Consider the following 18,117-nt stretch of genomic DNA (forward strand, 5'->3'; position numbering starts at 1 on the left):
GTTGAGTTACTTACAAAGATTAGCCGAGGAACTATAACTGAGGTAAAGATTTAGCCAGAGATGTCCAAAGGTAAGGAGATAAGATGGTTAACAGTTCTGAAGGCGATATAAATATTGGGTGTAATGTCCAATGTATTTCTGAATACGACTTTTTTTCTGACAGTAATTTTGAGGAAATTCATTGTCCTCCACTCAAAACATACTCTCCCTACTTAGGATTAAAAACTTTTGAAATTAAAGATAAAGACAAATTTTTTGGTCGGGATAAGTGGATTGCTAATCTGGGCGATCGCTTAAAAAAAGATAATGTCCTCTTGCTTTTAGGAGCATCAGACAGTGGCAAATCATCATTGATTCGGGCAGGTTTAATTCCTTATTTGGGAAATAATAACAATTCATTAATTAATATAAGTTTTCACCCAAATGAAAATCCTTTTAAATCTCTTTATCAGTGTCTTGCTTCTACTTATGGGAAAAAGTCAAAAATAGCGGATATTGCTAGAGAAATAAGAGAAAATACTCTAATTGAAATTGTCAGATTTATCAAACAAGATTATCATTACATTCTAATTTTTATTGACCAACTTGAAGAACTGTTTACCAAAACTCAAAAGCCAGAACGCGATAAATTTGTTGCTAGTCTTTTTCAACTGTTCCAGCAGCAGGATAGCTCTGTCAAAATTGTTTTAACAATGCGATCTGATTTTTTGGATAGATTTAGTGAGTATCCCCAACTTGCGAAGATTCACGATCGCTATAGTCGTGTACTCACTAGAATGAGTGATGGAGAATTAAAGTTAGCGATCGCTGAACCTGCTGCTAGAAATGGCGTTACCTTTGAACAAGGTCTAGTTGAGCAAATTATTCATGATTTTCATCAACAAAATGATTATTTACCACTTCTGGCATACATCTTAGATGTGCTGTGGGAAAGAGAAGATATTGCAAACGGGGTTTTGAAGACAAAGACTTATAAAGAAGTCAAAGAGCAAACGTTTGGTTATTTAAGCGAAGAAGCTAATGGATTTGTGAATGCTAGTGTTGCATGGCACGATCGCCATTCAAGAGAAAAGGAACAAGAGATTCAAAAGTTAAACCTTGCACTGACTGAATTAAAACTGCGCGAGCAATCCGCCAGGGTTTTGAATTTACTTCCTGTCAAACCGCTAGAGGGTTTGGTGCTGGCAATTCAAACAATGGGTGAGAATCTAGAGAAATACCCAAACCAGCTTCTAGCTCCTGTTTTGGGAAGCTTAAAGGAAGCAATGAACACACCCACAGAGACAAATAGCTTGCGCGGACACGAGCAAGAGGTTAATTGTCTAGCCTTTAGTCCTGATGGCAAGTTTATTGCCAGTGGCAGTAGTGATTCTACGGTGTGCTTGTGGAATATCATTGGCAATCCTACTGCTCAATTTTTGTTGGGGCATGAGCAAGAGGTTAATTGTCTAGCTTTTAGTCCTGATGGCAAGTTTCTTGTTAGTGGCAGTATTGACGGAATTTTGTGTTTATGGGATCTACAAGGTAATCTCATTACTCAACCGTGGCAGGGACATGAGGAAGGTGTTATTTCCGTCGCCTTTAGCCCAAATGGCGATGGCTGCGCCAACCCCTCCGGGATATCCATTGTCAGTGTTGGTTTTGACGGAACTGTGTGTTTGTGGGATTTACAAGGTAACGCCATTACTCAACCTTGGCGCGGACATAAGGAAGGAGTTATTTCCATCGCTTTTAGCCCAAATAGCGATGGCATTATCAGTGTTGGTTTTGACGGAACTGTGTGTTTGTGGGATTTACAAGGTAACACCATCACTCAACCCTGGTACAAACATGAGGCAAAAATTATTTGCGTAGCCTTTAGCCCCGATCGCAAGTTTATTGTGAGTGGTAGTAGTGATTCTACAGTGCGGTTATGGGACATCCAAGGTAATCCCATCGGTCAACCTTGGCACGGACATGAAGGACATGTAAATTCTGTAGCGTTTAGCCCTGATGGCAAGTTTATTATTAGTGGTGGCTGCGATCGCACAATACGCTTATGGAATATCAATGGCAACCCCATCACTCAACCTTGGCGTGGACATGAAGGAGAGGTTAATTCCCTAGCCTTTAGCCCCGATGGTAAGCTGATTATCAGTGGTGGCGATCGCACTGTGCGTTTGTGGGAGCTAGATCAAATACTACAAGATCGGGTCATCGGGCGATCGCAGCGCAAATATGAGAATTGGGTCAATTCTGTTGCCTTTAGCCCTGATGGTCAGCGGATTGTCAGTGCCAGCAATGATTCGACAGTGCGCTTGTGGGATATTCACGGCAACCCCATTGGTCAACCTTGGCGGGGACATGAAAAAGAAGTTAATGCTGTTGCCTTTAGCCCTGATGGTCAGTGGATTGTCAGTGCCAGCAATGATTCGACAGTGCGCTTGTGGGATATTCACGGCAACCCCATTGGTCAACCTTGGCGGGGACATGAAAAAGAAGTTAATTCTGTTGCCTTTAGCCCTGATGGTCAGTGGATTGTCAGTGCCAGCAATGATTCGACAGTGCGCTTGTGGGATATTCACGGCAACCCCATTGGTCAACCTTGGCGGGGACATGAAAAAGAAGTTAATTCTGTCGCCTTTAGCCCTGATGGTCAGTGGATTGTCAGTGCCAGCAATGATTCAACAGTGCGCTTGTGGGATATTCACGGCAACCCCATTGGTCAACCTTGGCGGGGACATGAAAAAGAAGTTAATTCTGTCGCCTTTAGCCCTGATTGTCAGTGGATTGTCAGTGCCAGCAATGATTCGACAGTGCGCTTGTGGGATATTCACGGCAACCCCATTGGTCAACCTTGGCGGGGACATGAAAAAGAAGTTAATTCTGTTGCCTTTAGCCCTGATGGTCAGTGGATTATCAGTGCCAGCAATGATTCGACAGTGCGCTTGTGGGATATTCACGGCAACCCCATTGGTCAACCTTGGCGCGGGCATGAGTATTGGGTAAATTCAGCAGCTTTTAGCCCTGATGGTCAACTGATTGCCAGTGGTAGTCTTGATGGAACAGTCCGCTTGTGGCAATGTGGGTGGCAAGAATGGTTGCAAGTTTGCTGTAACAGGTTACATTATCATCCCGTCTTTCAAAATCCTGAAAATGGCAGTGATGTAGAAATTGCCCACCAAACTTGTCAAAAATATGTGTGGAATCCACAATGCACTAAACATTTGAACAACCAAGGTGCAGCAAAGCTAAAAGAGAGAACTTTTTCAGCAGCTTTGGAGGATTTTAACCAAGCAGTTCAAGTTAATTTCACATCGCACTGGAAAGATCGCCTTGCTTGGCAATCAGTACCTACAGAGAACCAATAATATCATGTTTGGATAATCACTTATGAGAAAAGCAGGTAGCGAAATGAAGTAATATACCGAAACCGTTATTATTAGAAGTAACTAATATCCTAAATATACATACCAATTGATGGGATTGTTAGTGATGGACAACAATCAATACGCACAAGCTGTTGGGGTAGCATTAGCAAAAATAGCTTATGGTTTGTGTCGTTATCATTACCTGAAGGAAGCAATTAAACCTATATATGAGACGGAACGACATGCAAAAAAGGAATTAAAAAAAGTTATCTGACTTTTATCGTCGAGATTATCTTAGCTTCAACAATTTCTAATTCTTCAATGATTATTATCACACCCTTTACTTGAAGAATTCATCTATCCTTAGAAATATTTGCAGTGAAACTTTTCTATACATATTTGACATATTAATGACACAGTATTGACATAGATATAAATAAAATCTTTAAAAAAGAAGAAGTGCTGGTTAATGAATTAATCTACTTACATTCATCACAATTAAGTCAAAAAATTAAGACTTCAATCTCAAAATTCTCTCAGTAGTACACGAGAGTAAACTTGGCTATTTGGGAAATTGTTTTAATCTCTAATATGCACCCCAATATGAAAAGCGCATTTTGGGGTTGGCAGACCAGTAGGGCGATCGCAGTTTTTAAAATTAACTTTGATCTCTTACTTCAGGTGAACAGCAGGAAAATGGTTGCAGACTCAATAGTAGTATCAATCTCAGTTTTAGTGTCAAATTTTATACAATTTTAAAGAGTTGGAGTAATCTGAATGTCTACATTTACCGTCACTAATACGAACAACAGTGGTGCAGGCTCACTGCGGCAGGCAGTTCTAAATGCCAATGCTCTTTCAGGAAAAGATATCATCAATTTTGGGGGACTGTTTACAGATGGGCTGGCTCATACCATCAGTTTGACTCATAGTGGTCTGAGTATCACAGACAACCTGACTATTGAAGGTACAAATCCGAGCAAACTAACAATTAAGGATGATAGTGCCGATCGTGTTTTTGATATTGCCAGTGGTGTAACATCTGCAATCAACGGGCTGACTATTACCAATAGCTACAATACTGTTGGAGGTGGAGGTGCGATCTCCAATGAAGGCGTTCTTACCTTGAGCAACAGCATCATCACTGGCAATACAGTAGGGCCAAACGATGATACAGTGAGCGCAGAGGATAACAGAGTTAACGGCGGCGGCATTTACAACTCTGGCACCCTCACAGTCAACCACAGTAGTATCACTAATAACAAAAGCTTTGATTCGTCGAATTTTGAAGGTAACGGCGGCGGCATTTATAACACTGGCACCCTCACAGTCAACTACAGTAACATCACTGGTAACTCGGCGACAGGTGATAGTTACCGCGACTTAGGTGCATTAGGTGGTGGCATTTATAATAGTGGTATCCTCACAGTGAAGGGGAGTAACATTAGCAGCAACAACTCGATATTGTTTGGTGGTGGCATTTACAACTCTGGTAGTCTCACGGTGAGCAACAGCACCATCAATAACAACACATCACCATATCAGTTGGGGGGTGGGATCTACAATCGGGCCACTGCGACTGTGAATCACAGTACTATTAGCGGTAACACGGCAAGCGAAGGCGCTGGGATCGAGTCCTCCGGTACTCTCTCGGTAAATAACAGTACCATCAGTGCCAATTCAGCACCGACAGATTTCGGCTTCGGTGGTGGGATCGAAAACTCCGGCACTCTCTCGGTGAACAACAGCACCATCAGTGGTAATCAGGCATTTTTTGGCGGTGGGATCAGCACCGGAGGAAGCCTCTCGGTGAATCACAGCATCATCAGTGGCAACACAGCAACCCAAGGTGGTGGCATCGGTTACTTAGGTGACTTACAAGATATCCTATCGGTGAGTTACAGCACCATCAGTGGCAACACAGCAACCGAAGGTGGTGGAATCTACAACTTTGGTTACTCTCCCAACTATGGCAGCCTAACGATAACCATTAGCACTATCAAAGACAATCATGCATCCACTGGAGGCGGGATCTACAATAATGGTGCCCTATTGTTAAGTCACAGCACTATCAGTCATAATTATGCCAGCGCTTATGGCGGCGGCATCTATAACTCTAGCTCTAACGGGAATGGCAGCAACAATAAATTAGGCGTTGTTACCGTGAGTTATAGCAGTATAACTGGCAATACAGCAGGTACAGCCGGCGGTGGGATCTACAATAATGCCGATGATGGTGGCGACTATTCTCACACTGTTACATACGAGCAATTAGGCGTTGTTACCGTGAGCCATAGCAGTATAACTGGCAATCAGGCACACTTTGGGGCTGGGATATACAACAATGCCACCTTAAAAGTAGGCAACAGCATTATCAGACACAATAAAGCTTTCGGGATCGAACTCAGTTCTGGTAGATTGGAGTCTGGCAAGGGTGGCGGAATTTACAACTCTAACTCTAGCTATGCCGAGGCCACAATAGACTACAGCACCGTAGCTTGTAACTTTGACACACCCGAAGAGGATTCAAATAAGTTTATCAAGCTTGATAATCTCGTAGGTAAATTCATCACCAAAGGTTCAGTCGTGAGAGTTTAAGTATTTACCTTAAGATTTTTTACAAAGTGATTAAAAATTATCACCAAGCTATCGATTGGCTTGGTGATAATTCATTCATAAATGTCGCCAGAAACTCTTACTGAGTGCGATCGCTTCGGCTGTTTTCAAAGCACGACGGACATTGCCCTCAGACTCATCAACCAGAGAACCAAGGAGAGACGCAATATCAGGCTGGAGTAGTGGTAAGTTGAGAATGCTAGCAATGTTTTTGGCGCAAATCGACTTACCAACTCCGGGCGGCCAGGCAACAATACGCCTTTGGGTTGCGGCAGATGGAGCGATCGCGCCTCTTGGGTGAACAGTCACCGCGCGCTCTTGCTGATACAAAAGCGCTAAATACCGTTCGCTATTTTTACAATTGAGCTATCTGTGTGAAACAAATCTTGCTAACAACTCTTCACGAGATAACTCAAGACATAGGGGAGTAAATTCTTCTGGAGTTAACTGCAACAAACTATCGACTACTCTTGAGAGTTCCTCGTCCACAAAACCAAACCGGAAGCCGTATTTAATACAGCGATTCTGCCCAACAATCCAAGATTTTGAGCTTGGGCAGTTGGTGCGCTTGTAAACAAAACGTCAACAAATCTGGCTTCATCAGGAACGTAGTCAAAGTCACGTATTACTTAGTGTAATACGGTATGATTAGGTTTGACTAAATATGGAGTTTCCTGAGCATTTGTAATTTCTTCCTGGTTGCTAGATTGTAGCTTTTCACGGGTTACTAAAAACTGTTTGCCCAAATCTGTAATATGAATGTATTTAGTCAAATCGATTGATTCTTTCCCAAAATTACTCGCCCTTTCTACATCACTGATATAACCAGAGTTTGTCTGAATTAATTTAAAATCGCGTAAACGCCTTAGCTCATCACCTACTTTATTTGATACATAAAAGTCATACCTCGTCTTTGCTTTAGAATTCTCATTGGGTTGATAAATTTTCTCATAATCCTTCTCTGATAGCAAAAACCAAACATAAAAGCTTGTGTTTCTTCTAAATTGTTCTGCTGTTTTACTAGTTGTTCTAGCTGTTGTGCTTGAAGCTCATCAATTTGTTTTTTCTGTTCATTGACTTCTTGCTTTAGTTCTTTAAACTTAGCTGTAAAACCTCCATCCTTAGAAAAGCCAAAATCCTCTAGCCTATTGAGCAGACCAGAGTTAAACAATAAAACAATGGCAATGACTATAATATCAAAAGTTTCTATCTTTCTTGGTTGTTGCTCTTGTTTAAGAAGTGTTGGGCTAATTAGGCTAAAGACCAGATAACTTAGGACAAATGCTGAAACAACTTCAATCCACCAATTTCTCGGATTTTTTTCTCTTCTTGGCTAGAATTGCTTTCTAGTGATTTCTGATCTATTTGATTTTGATTATTCTTTTCATTCATTAAGTAGCAAACTTTAATTTAATTAAGTCTTACTCAGGACTACAAGATATTACCATCACGGAAGTCTATGTTAGATGATACTCAATACGGTTCGGTTAAAGGGGAAAGGGGAAAGGGGAATAAAAAACCTTTAACCCTTACCCTTTTCCCTTTTCCCCAAACCCTATTCTGAGTTCAAAATGCTTATCCGAACCGTATTGAGATGATACTTCTTAATTAGCGCAGTTTTAATGAGCGGACAACGACTCATCCCCAGCACCGCCACTTTGTTTCACAAATCCATAACTGTGCGGTAATGCGCTTCAATCTGCGCGACGGTTTCAGACTTACGCTTTGTCTGCCATTGACTACGGTTAAATAATTCTTGCCGCAATTCATCAACATTAATTGTTGTCACTTGATGATTTTTAACAATTTGTTTACCATTCACCCAAGAACTCTCAACAACATTACTAGGTCGTCCTAAAACTAGCAATCCAATGGGATCTGTGCGCGGTAGTAATGATAAATTGGTGAGGTCATAAAGTACTAAATCTGCTTGTTTGCCGATGGTTAAAGAACCAAGTTGATCTGCAAGATTTAATCCTTTTGCACCTCCCAAAGATGCCATTTCTACTGCCTGTCGGGGTGTAATCCAGTGTTGATAATCTGAGTCTGTAACGTTGTGCAAGATAGAACCAATTTTGATTGCTTCTAGTAAGTCTTGGGAGTCATTACTAGATGCCCCATCACAACCAAAAGTTACATTTACTCCAGCTTGGCGATATTTTAAAATTGGGGCGATGCCACTGCCTAAACGCAGGTTACTTAAGGGATTATGAACAACTGTAGATTGAGTTTCGGCAAGGATGGCGATATCAGTATCATTTAACCAGACGCAATGGGCTAGAGTTGTGCTGTTGCTCAAAAATCCGATTCTTTTCAAATGTTCCACAGCAGTACAACCGTACTTTTCTTGGGCGAGTTTTGCCTGTGCTTTGGTTTCGAGTAAATGGGAGTGACGACAAAGATTGTAGCGATCGCTTAACTCGATACATCCCGCAAATAAAGCATCAGTACACAATTGTATCCCTGTTGGTGCAACTAAAATACTCACACCCTCATCTGGGCGATGAAACTGTCTTACTGCCTCTTCGATGATTTCCAAGGTTGCCGCAGTTGAGCGAAAATAAGGTTCATGACTTTGGGTTGACTCCCCAGATGGGATACCTGCGCTAAGGGATTCATCTTGAATTAAGGGGGCGATAAAGGCGCGAATTCCCACTTCTCTGTAAGCGCGAGTTGCAATGGCGATGGTTTCTAACTCAAGTCCGGGAATTAACACTAGATGATCTACCACACTCGTACCGCCAGAAAGTAAGGTTTCCACCGCAGTACCTAAAGCACTCAGATAAACCTGTTCGGGATCGAGGGGGGCAAAATCATACAGTTCCGCCAACCATAATTCTAAAGGGAACGTTGACATAATTCCTCGTTGCCACATCTCTGATGAATGAGTGTGGGCGTTGAAAAACCCAGGTAGCAGTAGTTTATTTTTGCCATTGATGACAGTGCCAATTGCCTCTAGATTGGGGGAAATGGCTGCAATTTTACCATCTACAACTTGTACATCTACCGTTGCATAATCATCACTGATAGCAATCAGAACATTCTGGATGGTGAAATTTAACATATTTAACCTTGATTAAGCAATTGTATTCTTGATTGAATTTCAAGTTAAAAATAGAAAATGGTGTAGGGTATTGCAATTTTATGAATCTGCCTTTTCGGACATTGGGAGTATCACCAAATACATGGACAGTGAATCATGCGATCGCAGATATCACTCGTCCTCAAAAGACCCCACAGCCTGTTATTTTATCAACAGAAACAAAAACCCTGCATCTAGACTTGGCAAAAGCTGCTATCCTCGTCATTGATATGCAAAACGACTTCTGTCACCCTGATGGCTGGTTAGCGCATATCGGCGTAGATGTAACTCCGGCGCGTCAGCCCATTGAACCTTTGAATAACTTACTTCCCGAACTGCGTGAGGTTGGTGTTCCAGTCATTTGGGTAAATTGGGGGAATCGTCCCGACTTGCTCAATATTAGTGCTAGTTCGCGTCACGTCTATAATCCCACAGGGGAGGGTGTGGGATTAGGCGATCCACTGCCGAGCAATGGTGCTAGAGTACTCATGGCAGGTAGTTGGGCTGCGGCGGTAGTAGACGAATTAGAACAGCTTCCCGAAGATATTCGTGTGGATAAATACCGCATGAGTGGGTTTTGGGATACGCCATTAGATAGTATCTTGCGGAATCTGGGAAGGACAACATTATTTTTTGCTGGTGTTAATGCTGATCAATGTGTGCTAACCACGTTATGTGATGCCAACTTCTTAGGATATGATTGCGTTTTAGTTAAAGACTGTACTGCTACTACTTCTCCTGAATATTGTTGGCAGGCGACACTGTATAACGTCAAACAATGCTTTGGTTTTGTTGCTGAATCGCAAGCAATTTTAACAGCGCTGCAAAAGAGTGAGGAGTGAATCGATTTTGGATTTGGGATTTTAGATTGATCCCATGTATAAATACTCTTTTTTAGATCAAGGATTTTAGATTTTTTATCGCTATCGCGTTTAAATTCGCTTGCCATCAGAAATTTTTAAGTTTTGGATTCTGGATTGAATAATTTAAAATCCAAAATTTAAAATCTAAAATTTTGTGATTCAGAATTTGGATTTTAGGAATTTTCATACCCATCGATAACTTCAGAGGGGATAAATAAATGTACGCTACTCGTTGTGTAATTCCGGTGATCAAATCTCCCAAAGATTACCAAGTATATCGCATCAATCCCAACGACACTAATCGATTAGCAATCATCTTTGATTCCACAAATGCTAATACTTCCTTGACTTGCTGTATAGAAATTTTTGATGTTGGTGGACAAACACCGCCAAATCGCCATCAGTGGGCGGTGGAAATGTTTTTTGTTCTCAAAGGAGAAGCGATCGCTATGTGTGACGGCAAGAGTGCCACAATCAAAGCTGGGGATAGTTTATTAGTACCTCCTACTGGAACTCATTTGATTAAAAACACTGGTTCTACTCGCTTGTACACTTTGACTGTTATGGTTCCCAATGAAGACTTTTCAGAATTGATTCGCAGTGGTATTCCGTCAGAGTTAGATGCAGAAGATATGGCAGTATTAGGAAGATTTAATGCTTTGATGCCCTGTTAAAAATATTTGAAACCTCTATCTAAATCTCTCTCCACAAGCTACGGTGTAGGGAACATTCCAAATGTGTAAAAACATAATTTGTCATTGCGAGCGTAACGTAGTGAAGAGAAGCAATCGCAACATCTATACTTTCCGATTGCTACCCTGCGGGAACGCCAAGGGCAAACAAAGCCCTTCGGGCATGGCTTCGTTTCGCGCAATGACGATTCATTATTGCACTCAACCCAGAAGCGCTATAAATTTCCTTAGAGGATGTTTGAAAAGTCCTCTTGTCGGTATCAAAAATTTTAGATCCCCCTAAATCCCCGTTCAAAACGGGGATTTTGATTCCGGTTCCCCCTTTTTTAACCCTTACAAGCATAATTACAAATTACTATTATTTATTCTCAACAACATCTAGACCTGTCCTAGCTACTGATTTAATATCAACATTCTGATTGTTTAGCAGCACTATTATGGTGGTATTTTGATGGGGTAAATATGCAAGCAATGTTACGAAGCCATAAGCTGTACCACTATGCCCAATTGCTGTTTCCAAAGGAGATGAGAACCGTTCTACACCCAACCCATAGCTATAGCCTTCGCCATTATCTCGAAATTTCAGCATTTCTTTCATCATCTTCGAGGAGAGTAAGGTTTTTTTGACAAATAATGCTTTAGCGAATTTGGCTAAATCCTCTGCTGTTGAAACTAATCCCCCATCTCCTAAACCATTGCCATCATTGACTTGGGCGTAGCTATCTAGCTTACCATCCTTATTGCGATCGCCATAACCTGTAGCTACTTCGCCAATTGCCGGTTCGCGCAGTTCTGTGAAGGTATGTTTTAATCCTAATGGTTTTAAAATCTGACTGCGGATTGCTTGGGCGAGAGTTCCTTTTGTGATATTTTCAACAATCAGTTCCAAAAGAATATAGTTGCAATCAGTATAAATAAATTTTTCTCCAGGATTTGCCTGCGGTTCTTCCTGGTACATATACTGAATAGCTTCTCTGGCTGTCCAAGGCTGTGAGCGACTTCTTTTTGCAGTAGCTTGAATAAACTCTTTTGTTTCTAGGTATTCAGCAACACCACTAGTATGGCTGAGCAGTTGACGAACTGTAATTTTGTCGCTGTTGACAATATGAGGACTGATGTCTGCTGGTAGGTAGGTTGCGATCGCCCGATCTAATTCTATCTTTCCTTGCTCCACTAATTTCAGCACAACCACCGCCATAAAAGTTTTACTCATGCTGGCAATAGAAAAGCCATCTGTGGGTTTCATCCGAGTTTTACTTGACAAGTCATCCACACCAGATGCTCCTAGCCAAGAACCTTTAGGTGTAATAATATACATGACTGCACCAGGAATTCGCTGTTCTGCAACTATCTCATTTAAAAGGGTCTGTAGTTGAGAACTTTTTCCGACGGTGGAGGTAGGCATAACTTGTTTAGCAAGAGATTTTCCAATTACTCTCTGACTAATGTTATCACCCACTAAGTATCCTGCAAAACCAAGAGAAATTACAAAGACTGTTGCAAATAAAATTTTACTGAAAGCCAAAAATCTTAGGTTCATTTTACTTCCTAAACAGCAACCTAGCCGATCTAACTCAATAGCACAAAGTAGTTGGTGAGCATCAAACTGACACCTGATATACAAATAGCATTACTCTGTTTCCAAATTAGTATCAAAATTTAAATTCACCAACTCCCAAAAATATGACAATGCCAACTAAAAGCAAAACCAAAGCCACTGTTTGGGTAATGGAAAAAGGTCAAGTACATCCTCGTTTAGATCATCTCACTACAGAAGAACCTTTGGAAATCCGTCTTGTTCCTTTGCAGAAGACGGTAGCTGTTACTATGCGGACACCAGGAGCAGATTTTGAACTAGCTGCTGGTTTCCTCTACAGTGAAGGAGTCGTTAGCCGCAGGGAAGATATTCGACGTATTAGCTACTGTGTAGATGAATCGGTAGATGGTGAGCAACGCCATAATATCGTAAATGTAGAACTGCGGGATGGGTTAATTCTAGATTTACAGCCTTTGGAGCGTCATTTTTATACTAGTAGCGCCTGTGGGGTGTGTGGTAAAGCTAGCCTTGAGGCTTTGCGTCTGCGGGGATTTCCGGTGATTCCTTCTGGCCCAACGGTAACACCTGAAATTATATATAGCTTACCAGACAAGCTCCGGGCTGCTCAAAGTATCTTCACTGCTACAGGGGGTTTACACGCTGCGGCTCTCTTCGATGCTCAAGGACAACTGTTAAACCTATGGGAGGATGTTGGGCGACACAATGCTTTAGATAAATTGATTGGTACAGCTTTGCTCAGTGACGAGTTGCCTTTAAATAATTGTATTGTCCTGGTTAGCGGACGCTCTAGTTTTGAGATTTTGCAAAAGTCTACAACTGCTGGAATTCCCATTGTCTGTTCTGTTTCCGCTCCTAGTAGTTTGGCGGTATCTGTCGCCAAAGAATTCGGGATTACCTTAATTGGATTTCTGCGCGGAGAACGGTTCAATATTTATACTGGTTTACAAAGAATAAACGCTACTTAAGAACACGGTTTTTTAATGAAGAGTAACTTTTGTAGAGTGTGTTAAGCTCTTCCATATTTAAATTGCATCAGATGGCAGGCAAGATGCCTACCCCACAAGAGTTATAAAACCTCGTTTCCAGCCTCCGGCTGGAAATGCAACTCAAAAGCGGCTCTGCCGCAAGTTCGAGAGGCGGAGCCTCAAAGACGAGCATTCCCAGTCTCCGACTGGGAACGAGGCAATCTAAAAGCTAGTTATAGACTTGCTTTCACGTTAAGTTGACACCAATGGCAAGATGTCCATCCCACAAGAGTTATGTTTAATTCGATTATGCAAATTAGATATTTTTTAGCTTATCGTTGAGAGTACGACACCGTACTGACGAAGCAAAAGTTTTGTATTTTGTTTCATCGGAATTATTTTACACCTCGAATGCTATGGATCTTCAGGAAAAACCCATTTTGGCGGTTCCGTGATTTTTTTCCGCAGACGTTCTTGTGCCAACTCTAGCATTTTGTCTAAAGGAGTCTCTTCAATAAATTTTGCGGCTGCCTCTCTAAACTCGACATTGGGGCATTTATCTCCTAAAACACATCCGTTAACACAGGCTTGGGCGCAGTTAATCTTTTGCTCCACAGTAAATTCCTCTCTCTAAAAGTTATGAGTTATAATTTACGTCTCTAACTCTTCACTATCAGGTATAACCCTCCAGGTAAATTTTACCTTGTCAAGTTGCCATCTCATTAGTCTAAATACCTCTCGTTCAGAAAGTTATGAGTTATTAAGTTATGATTTTTACTCCTAACTATTATTAAGGGCACTCATGTCAGAACTCTTTGCTACTACTGGAACTATAGCCGCGATCGCTACTGCTGTTGTCCCCCAACAGGGTAGTGTTGGTATTGTGCGGGTGTCCGGTTCTCAAGCAATGGCTCTAGCCCAAAGTCTCTTTCATGCACCAGGGCGACAAGTTTGGGAAAGTCACCGGATTCTCTACGGTTACATTCGCCATCCCCAGACGCAACAATTAGTGGATGAAGCCCTGTTGCTGATTATGAAAGCACCTCGTTCTTACACCCGTGAAGATGTTGTGGAATTCCATTGCCACGGGGGAATTATGGCAGTGCAGCAGGTATTACAATTGTGTTTGGAAAATGGGGCTAGACTCGCTCAACCTGGGGAATTTACTCTCCGCGCCTTTTTGAATGGAAGATTGGATTTAACTCAAGCTGAAGGTATTGCTGATTTGGTGGGAGCTAAATCGCCCCAAGCTGCTCAAAGTGCCTTAGCTGGTTTACAAGGAAAATTAGCTCATCCGATTCGGCAGTTACGCGCTAACTGTTTGGATATTTTGGCAGAAATTGAAGCTCGGATTGATTTTGAGGAAGACTTGCCTCCGTTGGATCATAAGTTCATCATATCAGAAATCGATAAAATTGCCGCAGAAATAACTAGATTATTGGAAACCAAAGACAAAGGTGAGTTGCTACGCACTGGTTTAAAAGTGGCAATTGTTGGGCGTCCGAATGTGGGTAAGTCGAGCTTATTGAACGCTTGGAGTCGTAGCGATCGCGCCATTGTGACTGATTTACCTGGTACAACCCGCGATGTGGTTGAATCTCAGCTAGTTGTCGGGGGAATTCCTGTACAAGTGCTAGATACTGCGGGGATTCGGGAAACAACAGACCAAGTGGAAAAAATTGGCGTCGAGCGATCGCATCGTGCCGCTAATGCAGCTGATTTAGTCTTGCTGACTATCGATGCTTCCGCAGGTTGGACAGAAGGCGATCGAGAAATTTACGAAAAGGTGCAACACCGTCCGTTGATTCTTGTAATTAACAAAATCGATTTATTACAAGAAGAGGATAGAAAAAATATTGAATCTAAAATTCAAGTTGCGAAATCCAAAATTGTTACAGCCGCAGCCCAAAATCAAGGTATTGATGCTTTAGAAATAGCAATTTTAGAGATAGCTCAATCTGGAAAAGTACAAGCGGCTGATATGGATTTAGCCATTAACCAAAGGCAGGCAGCAGCTTTAACTAAAGCAAAAATTTCTTTGGAACAGGTACAAGCAACAATTGCCCAGCAGTTCCCTCTTGACTTCTGGACAATTGACTTAAGAGGTGCAATTCAAGCTTTAGGAGAAATTACCGGAGAAGAAGTAACGGAGTCAGTTTTAGAGAGAATTTTCAGCAAATTTTGTATTGGAAAGTAGTCTAGTTAAATTCTCAAGGAATCCCATTCAACGGCTGTTTTATTGGTTTCAATCGCTAATAAGGATTTTGTTGAATTGCAATTTGGCACAACTAGCTACACTGTGGCAACTTTACCCGATGCGTTTCAATCCCTAATAGGGATTTTGGTTAATTGCAATTACCTTCAATGGCGGTGATGATATCGGTGATGTGTTTCAATCCCTAATAGGGATTTTGGTTAATTGCAATATTTCACTAATTAGTAGTGAGGCCTCAGTTATGAGTTCGGTTTCAATCCCTAATAGGGATTTTGGTTAATTGCAATCAAGAGCGATCACATTTCAAAAACTAAGCTGCGTTTCAATCCCTAATAGGGATTTTGGTTAATTGCAATTTGGCAAGCATTTGTATAGCTATTCCCATAGCTAAACTGTTTAAGTTTCAATCCCTAATAGGGATTTTGGTTAATTGCAATTATACCTCACCTTCGTTAATATACTGCCACCAAAAATTACGTTTCAATCCCTAATAGGGATTTTGGTTAATTGCAATCCGAACCTACTACGATGGATGTCAATACTCAGAAAATATTGGTTTCAATCCCTAATAGGGATTTTGGTTAATTGCAATTACTAAATTGGTTAGGGTTCCGGTGTCTATTGCTGTTTCAATCCCTAATAGGGATTTTGGTTAATTGCAATGAGAAGGCACAAATGTATAGTCAATATCATGAACGTTTCAATCCCTAATAGGGATTTTGGTTAATTGCAATTTAAGGAAATGTTATAAATACGTATAGATTGCTTGTTTCAATCCCTAATAGGGATTTTGGTTAATTGCAATGGAATTATTTGATGGATTGTATGGATTGTTCAGAAGTTTCAATCCCTAATAGGGATTTTGGTTAATTGCAATCTAGCGAGTTCTCATACTTGCAAGATGGATATGAGGTTTCAATCCCTAATAGGGATTTTGGTTAATTGCAATATGAGGAGAAAGATTGCGAGTTAGCCGATCCCAACCGTTTCAATCCCTAATAGGGATTTTGGTTAATTGCAATTTCTTGTTTGAAACTGAAAAGATTGTGTATTTATGTTTCAATCCCTAATAGGGATTTTGGTTAATTGCAATTTAGGTTCCTTGTCCTTGTGTGTTCTAAGTTTAGGGTTTCAATCCCTAATAGGGATTTTGGTTAATTGCAATAAATTTACTGCACACCCTCCTTAAATGAATATTGAGTTTCAATCCCTAATAGGGATTTTGGTTAATTGCAATGATGTCCAAGTATTCTGCAATCCCTAATGTATGTGTTTCAATCCCTAATAGGGATTTTGGTTAATTGCAATGATAGCCGCATTGCTCTTAAAATGAAAATGCAAAGTTTCAATCCCTAATAGGGATTTTGGTTAATTGCAATGTTAAGCTATTTGATGGCATGCAGGGAAGGGATGTTTCAATCCCTAATAGGGATTTTGGTTAATTGCAATCGCGGCAGGCTGAAAGCCAAGCTATATTTAGTTTTCAAGGTGCGGTTGCGCGAATCTAGGGTAATCATAGCATTAGAAAATTCCTTTGGGAAGAGTTCGGGAAAGATTGAAGACTGAAACCCACTTTTTGTAAGCGTTTCAGACATTGCGCGGATGATGTTTGGGCAATTAATGGGGTGAAATGCTTGCTGGGGTTGGGATAGAAGCGCTTTTTTCGGACTGTGGAATTTGTACACCTACCCTTCCGCGCATTGGATGTACAGAAATAGCTTCAAATCCTATAATAGCGATCGCTGCAATTCTGGAAAAACTTTAGACACCTTACTCAAAACGTAATCACCATAGGTTCCGCGAAAATCATGAATGTTTGCTTGATCCCAGCGATCGGTATGATCATTTACCACGATATGATCTAATTTAATTGGCTTCACTTCGACATCAAAATTGGGATCGAAAAAGAAGGGGAACGAAAGGCGATGATTTCCCGACTGGTTTTGTACGCGATGAGGTGTAGAACGATATAAACCTGCTGTCATTTTCTCTAGCATATCGCCGATGTTGCACACAAAGGAACCGGGAACGGGAGGCGCAGCAACCCAATGTGACTTGGATTTAACTTGTAATCCGCCTGAGTTGTCTTGCTTGAGAATGGTCAGAACGCCATAATCAGTATGTTCGCCAACGCCCCATATCGGCTCACCATCTGACGGTGACAAGTTTGGAGGATAATTGAAGATGCGAAACAACACTAAGGGATCTGAGGTGTAACGGTCAGCAAAGTAGGATGCTTCCAATCCCAAACTTAGGGCAATACCAGTCATTAGAATATGTCCCAAGTTTGTCATTGCTTCCATATATTCAAGCACTGTTTCGCCAAATTGGGGGATGTTGGCGGGGAAGAGATTAGAACCATACATCTGAGTACCAGCTTGCACTAGTGGGTGTTCTTTTCCCTGTTCTGCACCAAAGTAAATACCTTCTTTCAAGTCGGGTTTACCGGATGTCAGTTCGCCACCAACGGGGAAATAACCTCGCCAGGCAATACCTGCTAAAGCCATGCGGATTTTCAGTTTAGTTTCTAAATCCTGGGCGAAAAACTGGCGGCTGATTTCTTCGAGTCTCTGCTGCAAATTTTCGTCTACGCCATGCCCGATAATATAGAAAAAACCTGATTCTTGACACGCTTGGTTGATTTGTGATGCTACGGAATAGCGTAGACGCAAAGCGGCTTCTCGACAGAGATCGCCTTTTCCAGAAACCAAGGCGCTAATATCAATAATCGGGAGGTGTGAAAACTCTTTATCAGCAACTTGTAAATTAGTCATAC

12 protein-coding genes, 2 pseudogenes and 1 CRISPR repeat array are annotated in these 18,117 nt (G+C 41.3%); of the genes and pseudogenes, 7 read left to right on the plus strand and 7 right to left on the minus strand.

All coding sequences use genetic code 11. The annotated features are described in order from the left end of the window. Positions 1–83 precede the first annotated feature (83 nt). From FD723_RS10295 to FD723_RS10305, 3 genes and pseudogenes are all read left to right on the plus strand, one after another. Positions 84–3,350: a WD40 repeat domain-containing protein gene (locus FD723_RS10295; RefSeq protein ID WP_179065250.1), complete on the plus strand. Its 3,267-nt coding sequence runs from the start codon at positions 84–86 to the stop codon at positions 3,348–3,350. A gap of 99 nt (positions 3,351–3,449) precedes the next feature. After that, positions 3,450–3,621 (plus strand): annotated as a pseudogene (locus FD723_RS10300) (ISNCY family transposase); the annotation flags it as partial. Between the two features lie 506 nt (positions 3,622–4,127). Further along, the gene (locus tag FD723_RS10305) at positions 4,128–5,948 is read left to right on the plus strand and encodes a hypothetical protein (protein ID WP_179065252.1); all 1,821 of its coding nucleotides are present in this window, start codon (positions 4,128–4,130) and stop codon (positions 5,946–5,948) included. Between the two features lie 105 nt (positions 5,949–6,053). On the opposite strand, the pseudogene FD723_RS10310 reads toward FD723_RS10305, so the two are convergent. The 4 genes and pseudogenes from FD723_RS10310 to FD723_RS10325 form a co-directional block, all read right to left on the minus strand. After that, positions 6,054–6,271: pseudogene (locus FD723_RS10310) on the minus strand (AAA family ATPase); the annotation flags it as partial. A gap of 324 nt (positions 6,272–6,595) precedes the next feature. Next, the gene (locus tag FD723_RS10315) at positions 6,596–6,739 is read right to left on the minus strand and encodes a hypothetical protein (protein WP_179065253.1); all 144 of its coding nucleotides are present in this window, start codon (positions 6,737–6,739) and stop codon (positions 6,596–6,598) included. A gap of 104 nt (positions 6,740–6,843) precedes the next feature. Continuing rightward, entirely contained in the window at positions 6,844–7,137 is a 294-nt protein-coding gene (locus tag FD723_RS10320; protein ID WP_179065254.1) for a hypothetical protein, read from the minus strand. Between the two features lie 492 nt (positions 7,138–7,629). Next, the gene (locus FD723_RS10325) at positions 7,630–9,030 is read right to left on the minus strand and encodes an amidohydrolase (RefSeq protein WP_179065255.1); all 1,401 of its coding nucleotides are present in this window, start codon (positions 9,028–9,030) and stop codon (positions 7,630–7,632) included. Positions 9,031–9,110: 80 nt separating this feature from the next. On the opposite strand from FD723_RS10325, the gene FD723_RS10330 reads away from it, so the two are divergent. Both FD723_RS10330 and FD723_RS10335 read left to right on the plus strand, forming a co-directional pair. After that, positions 9,111–9,890 carry a cysteine hydrolase family protein gene (locus FD723_RS10330; protein ID WP_179065256.1) on the plus strand — a complete coding sequence of 260 codons (780 nt, stop codon included), beginning with the start codon at positions 9,111–9,113 and terminating at the stop codon, positions 9,888–9,890. A 239-nt stretch (positions 9,891–10,129) separates the two neighbouring features. After that, positions 10,130–10,585: a cupin domain-containing protein gene (locus FD723_RS10335; protein WP_179065257.1), complete on the plus strand. Its 456-nt coding sequence runs from the start codon at positions 10,130–10,132 to the stop codon at positions 10,583–10,585. A gap of 376 nt (positions 10,586–10,961) precedes the next feature. Here the strand turns inward: FD723_RS10335 and FD723_RS10340 are convergent, their stop codons facing one another. Continuing rightward, on the minus strand, positions 10,962–12,143 hold the full coding sequence (locus tag FD723_RS10340) for a serine hydrolase (RefSeq protein ID WP_179065258.1): 1,182 nt from the start codon (positions 12,141–12,143) through the stop codon (positions 10,962–10,964). 143 nt (positions 12,144–12,286) lie between these two features. Here FD723_RS10340 and fdhD point away from each other — a divergent pair, with 143 nt between their 5' ends. Continuing rightward, positions 12,287–13,126 carry a formate dehydrogenase accessory sulfurtransferase FdhD gene (gene fdhD, locus FD723_RS10345; protein WP_179065259.1) on the plus strand — a complete coding sequence of 280 codons (840 nt, stop codon included), beginning with the start codon at positions 12,287–12,289 and terminating at the stop codon, positions 13,124–13,126. A 414-nt stretch (positions 13,127–13,540) separates the two neighbouring features. Here the strand turns inward: fdhD and FD723_RS10350 are convergent, their stop codons facing one another. Next, on the minus strand, positions 13,541–13,741 hold the full coding sequence (locus FD723_RS10350; RefSeq protein WP_179065260.1) for a hypothetical protein: 201 nt from the start codon (positions 13,739–13,741) through the stop codon (positions 13,541–13,543). Positions 13,742–13,928: 187 nt separating this feature from the next. Here FD723_RS10350 and mnmE point away from each other — a divergent pair, with 187 nt between their 5' ends. Next, the gene (gene mnmE / locus FD723_RS10355) at positions 13,929–15,323 is read left to right on the plus strand and encodes a tRNA uridine-5-carboxymethylaminomethyl(34) synthesis GTPase MnmE (protein WP_179065261.1); all 1,395 of its coding nucleotides are present in this window, start codon (positions 13,929–13,931) and stop codon (positions 15,321–15,323) included. Between the two features lie 45 nt (positions 15,324–15,368). After that, a CRISPR array of direct repeats spans positions 15,369–16,790; the repeat unit is 37 nt; unit sequence GTTTCAATCCCTAATAGGGATTTTGGTTAATTGCAAT. 278 nt (positions 16,791–17,068) lie between these two features. Here the strand turns inward: mnmE and FD723_RS10360 are convergent. Beyond that, positions 17,069–18,115, minus strand: a complete 1,047-nt coding sequence (locus FD723_RS10360; protein ID WP_179065262.1) for an isopenicillin N synthase family oxygenase — start codon at positions 18,113–18,115, stop codon at positions 17,069–17,071. Positions 18,116–18,117 lie beyond the last annotated feature (2 nt).

The sequence above is a fragment of the Nostoc sp. C052 genome (genome assembly GCF_013393905.1).
GTDB lineage: Bacteria > Cyanobacteriota > Cyanobacteriia > Cyanobacteriales > Nostocaceae > Nostoc.

Coding starts and splice junctions, on each gene's coding strand:
- FD723_RS10335 (WP_179065257.1), top strand. CDS start 10,130: ATGTACGCTACTCGTTGTGTAATTCCGGTGATCAAATCTCCCAAAGAT.
- FD723_RS10295 (WP_179065250.1), top strand. CDS start 84: ATGGTTAACAGTTCTGAAGGCGATATAAATATTGGGTGTAATGTCCAA.
- FD723_RS10305 (WP_179065252.1), top strand. CDS start 4,128: ATGTCTACATTTACCGTCACTAATACGAACAACAGTGGTGCAGGCTCA.
- FD723_RS10340 (WP_179065258.1), bottom strand. CDS start 12,143: ATGAACCTAAGATTTTTGGCTTTCAGTAAAATTTTATTTGCAACAGTC.
- fdhD (WP_179065259.1), top strand. CDS start 12,287: ATGACAATGCCAACTAAAAGCAAAACCAAAGCCACTGTTTGGGTAATG.
- FD723_RS10330 (WP_179065256.1), top strand. CDS start 9,111: ATGAATCTGCCTTTTCGGACATTGGGAGTATCACCAAATACATGGACA.
- FD723_RS10360 (WP_179065262.1), bottom strand. CDS start 18,115: ATGACTAATTTACAAGTTGCTGATAAAGAGTTTTCACACCTCCCGATT.
- mnmE (WP_179065261.1), top strand. CDS start 13,929: ATGTCAGAACTCTTTGCTACTACTGGAACTATAGCCGCGATCGCTACT.
- FD723_RS10325 (WP_179065255.1), bottom strand. CDS start 9,030: ATGTTAAATTTCACCATCCAGAATGTTCTGATTGCTATCAGTGATGAT.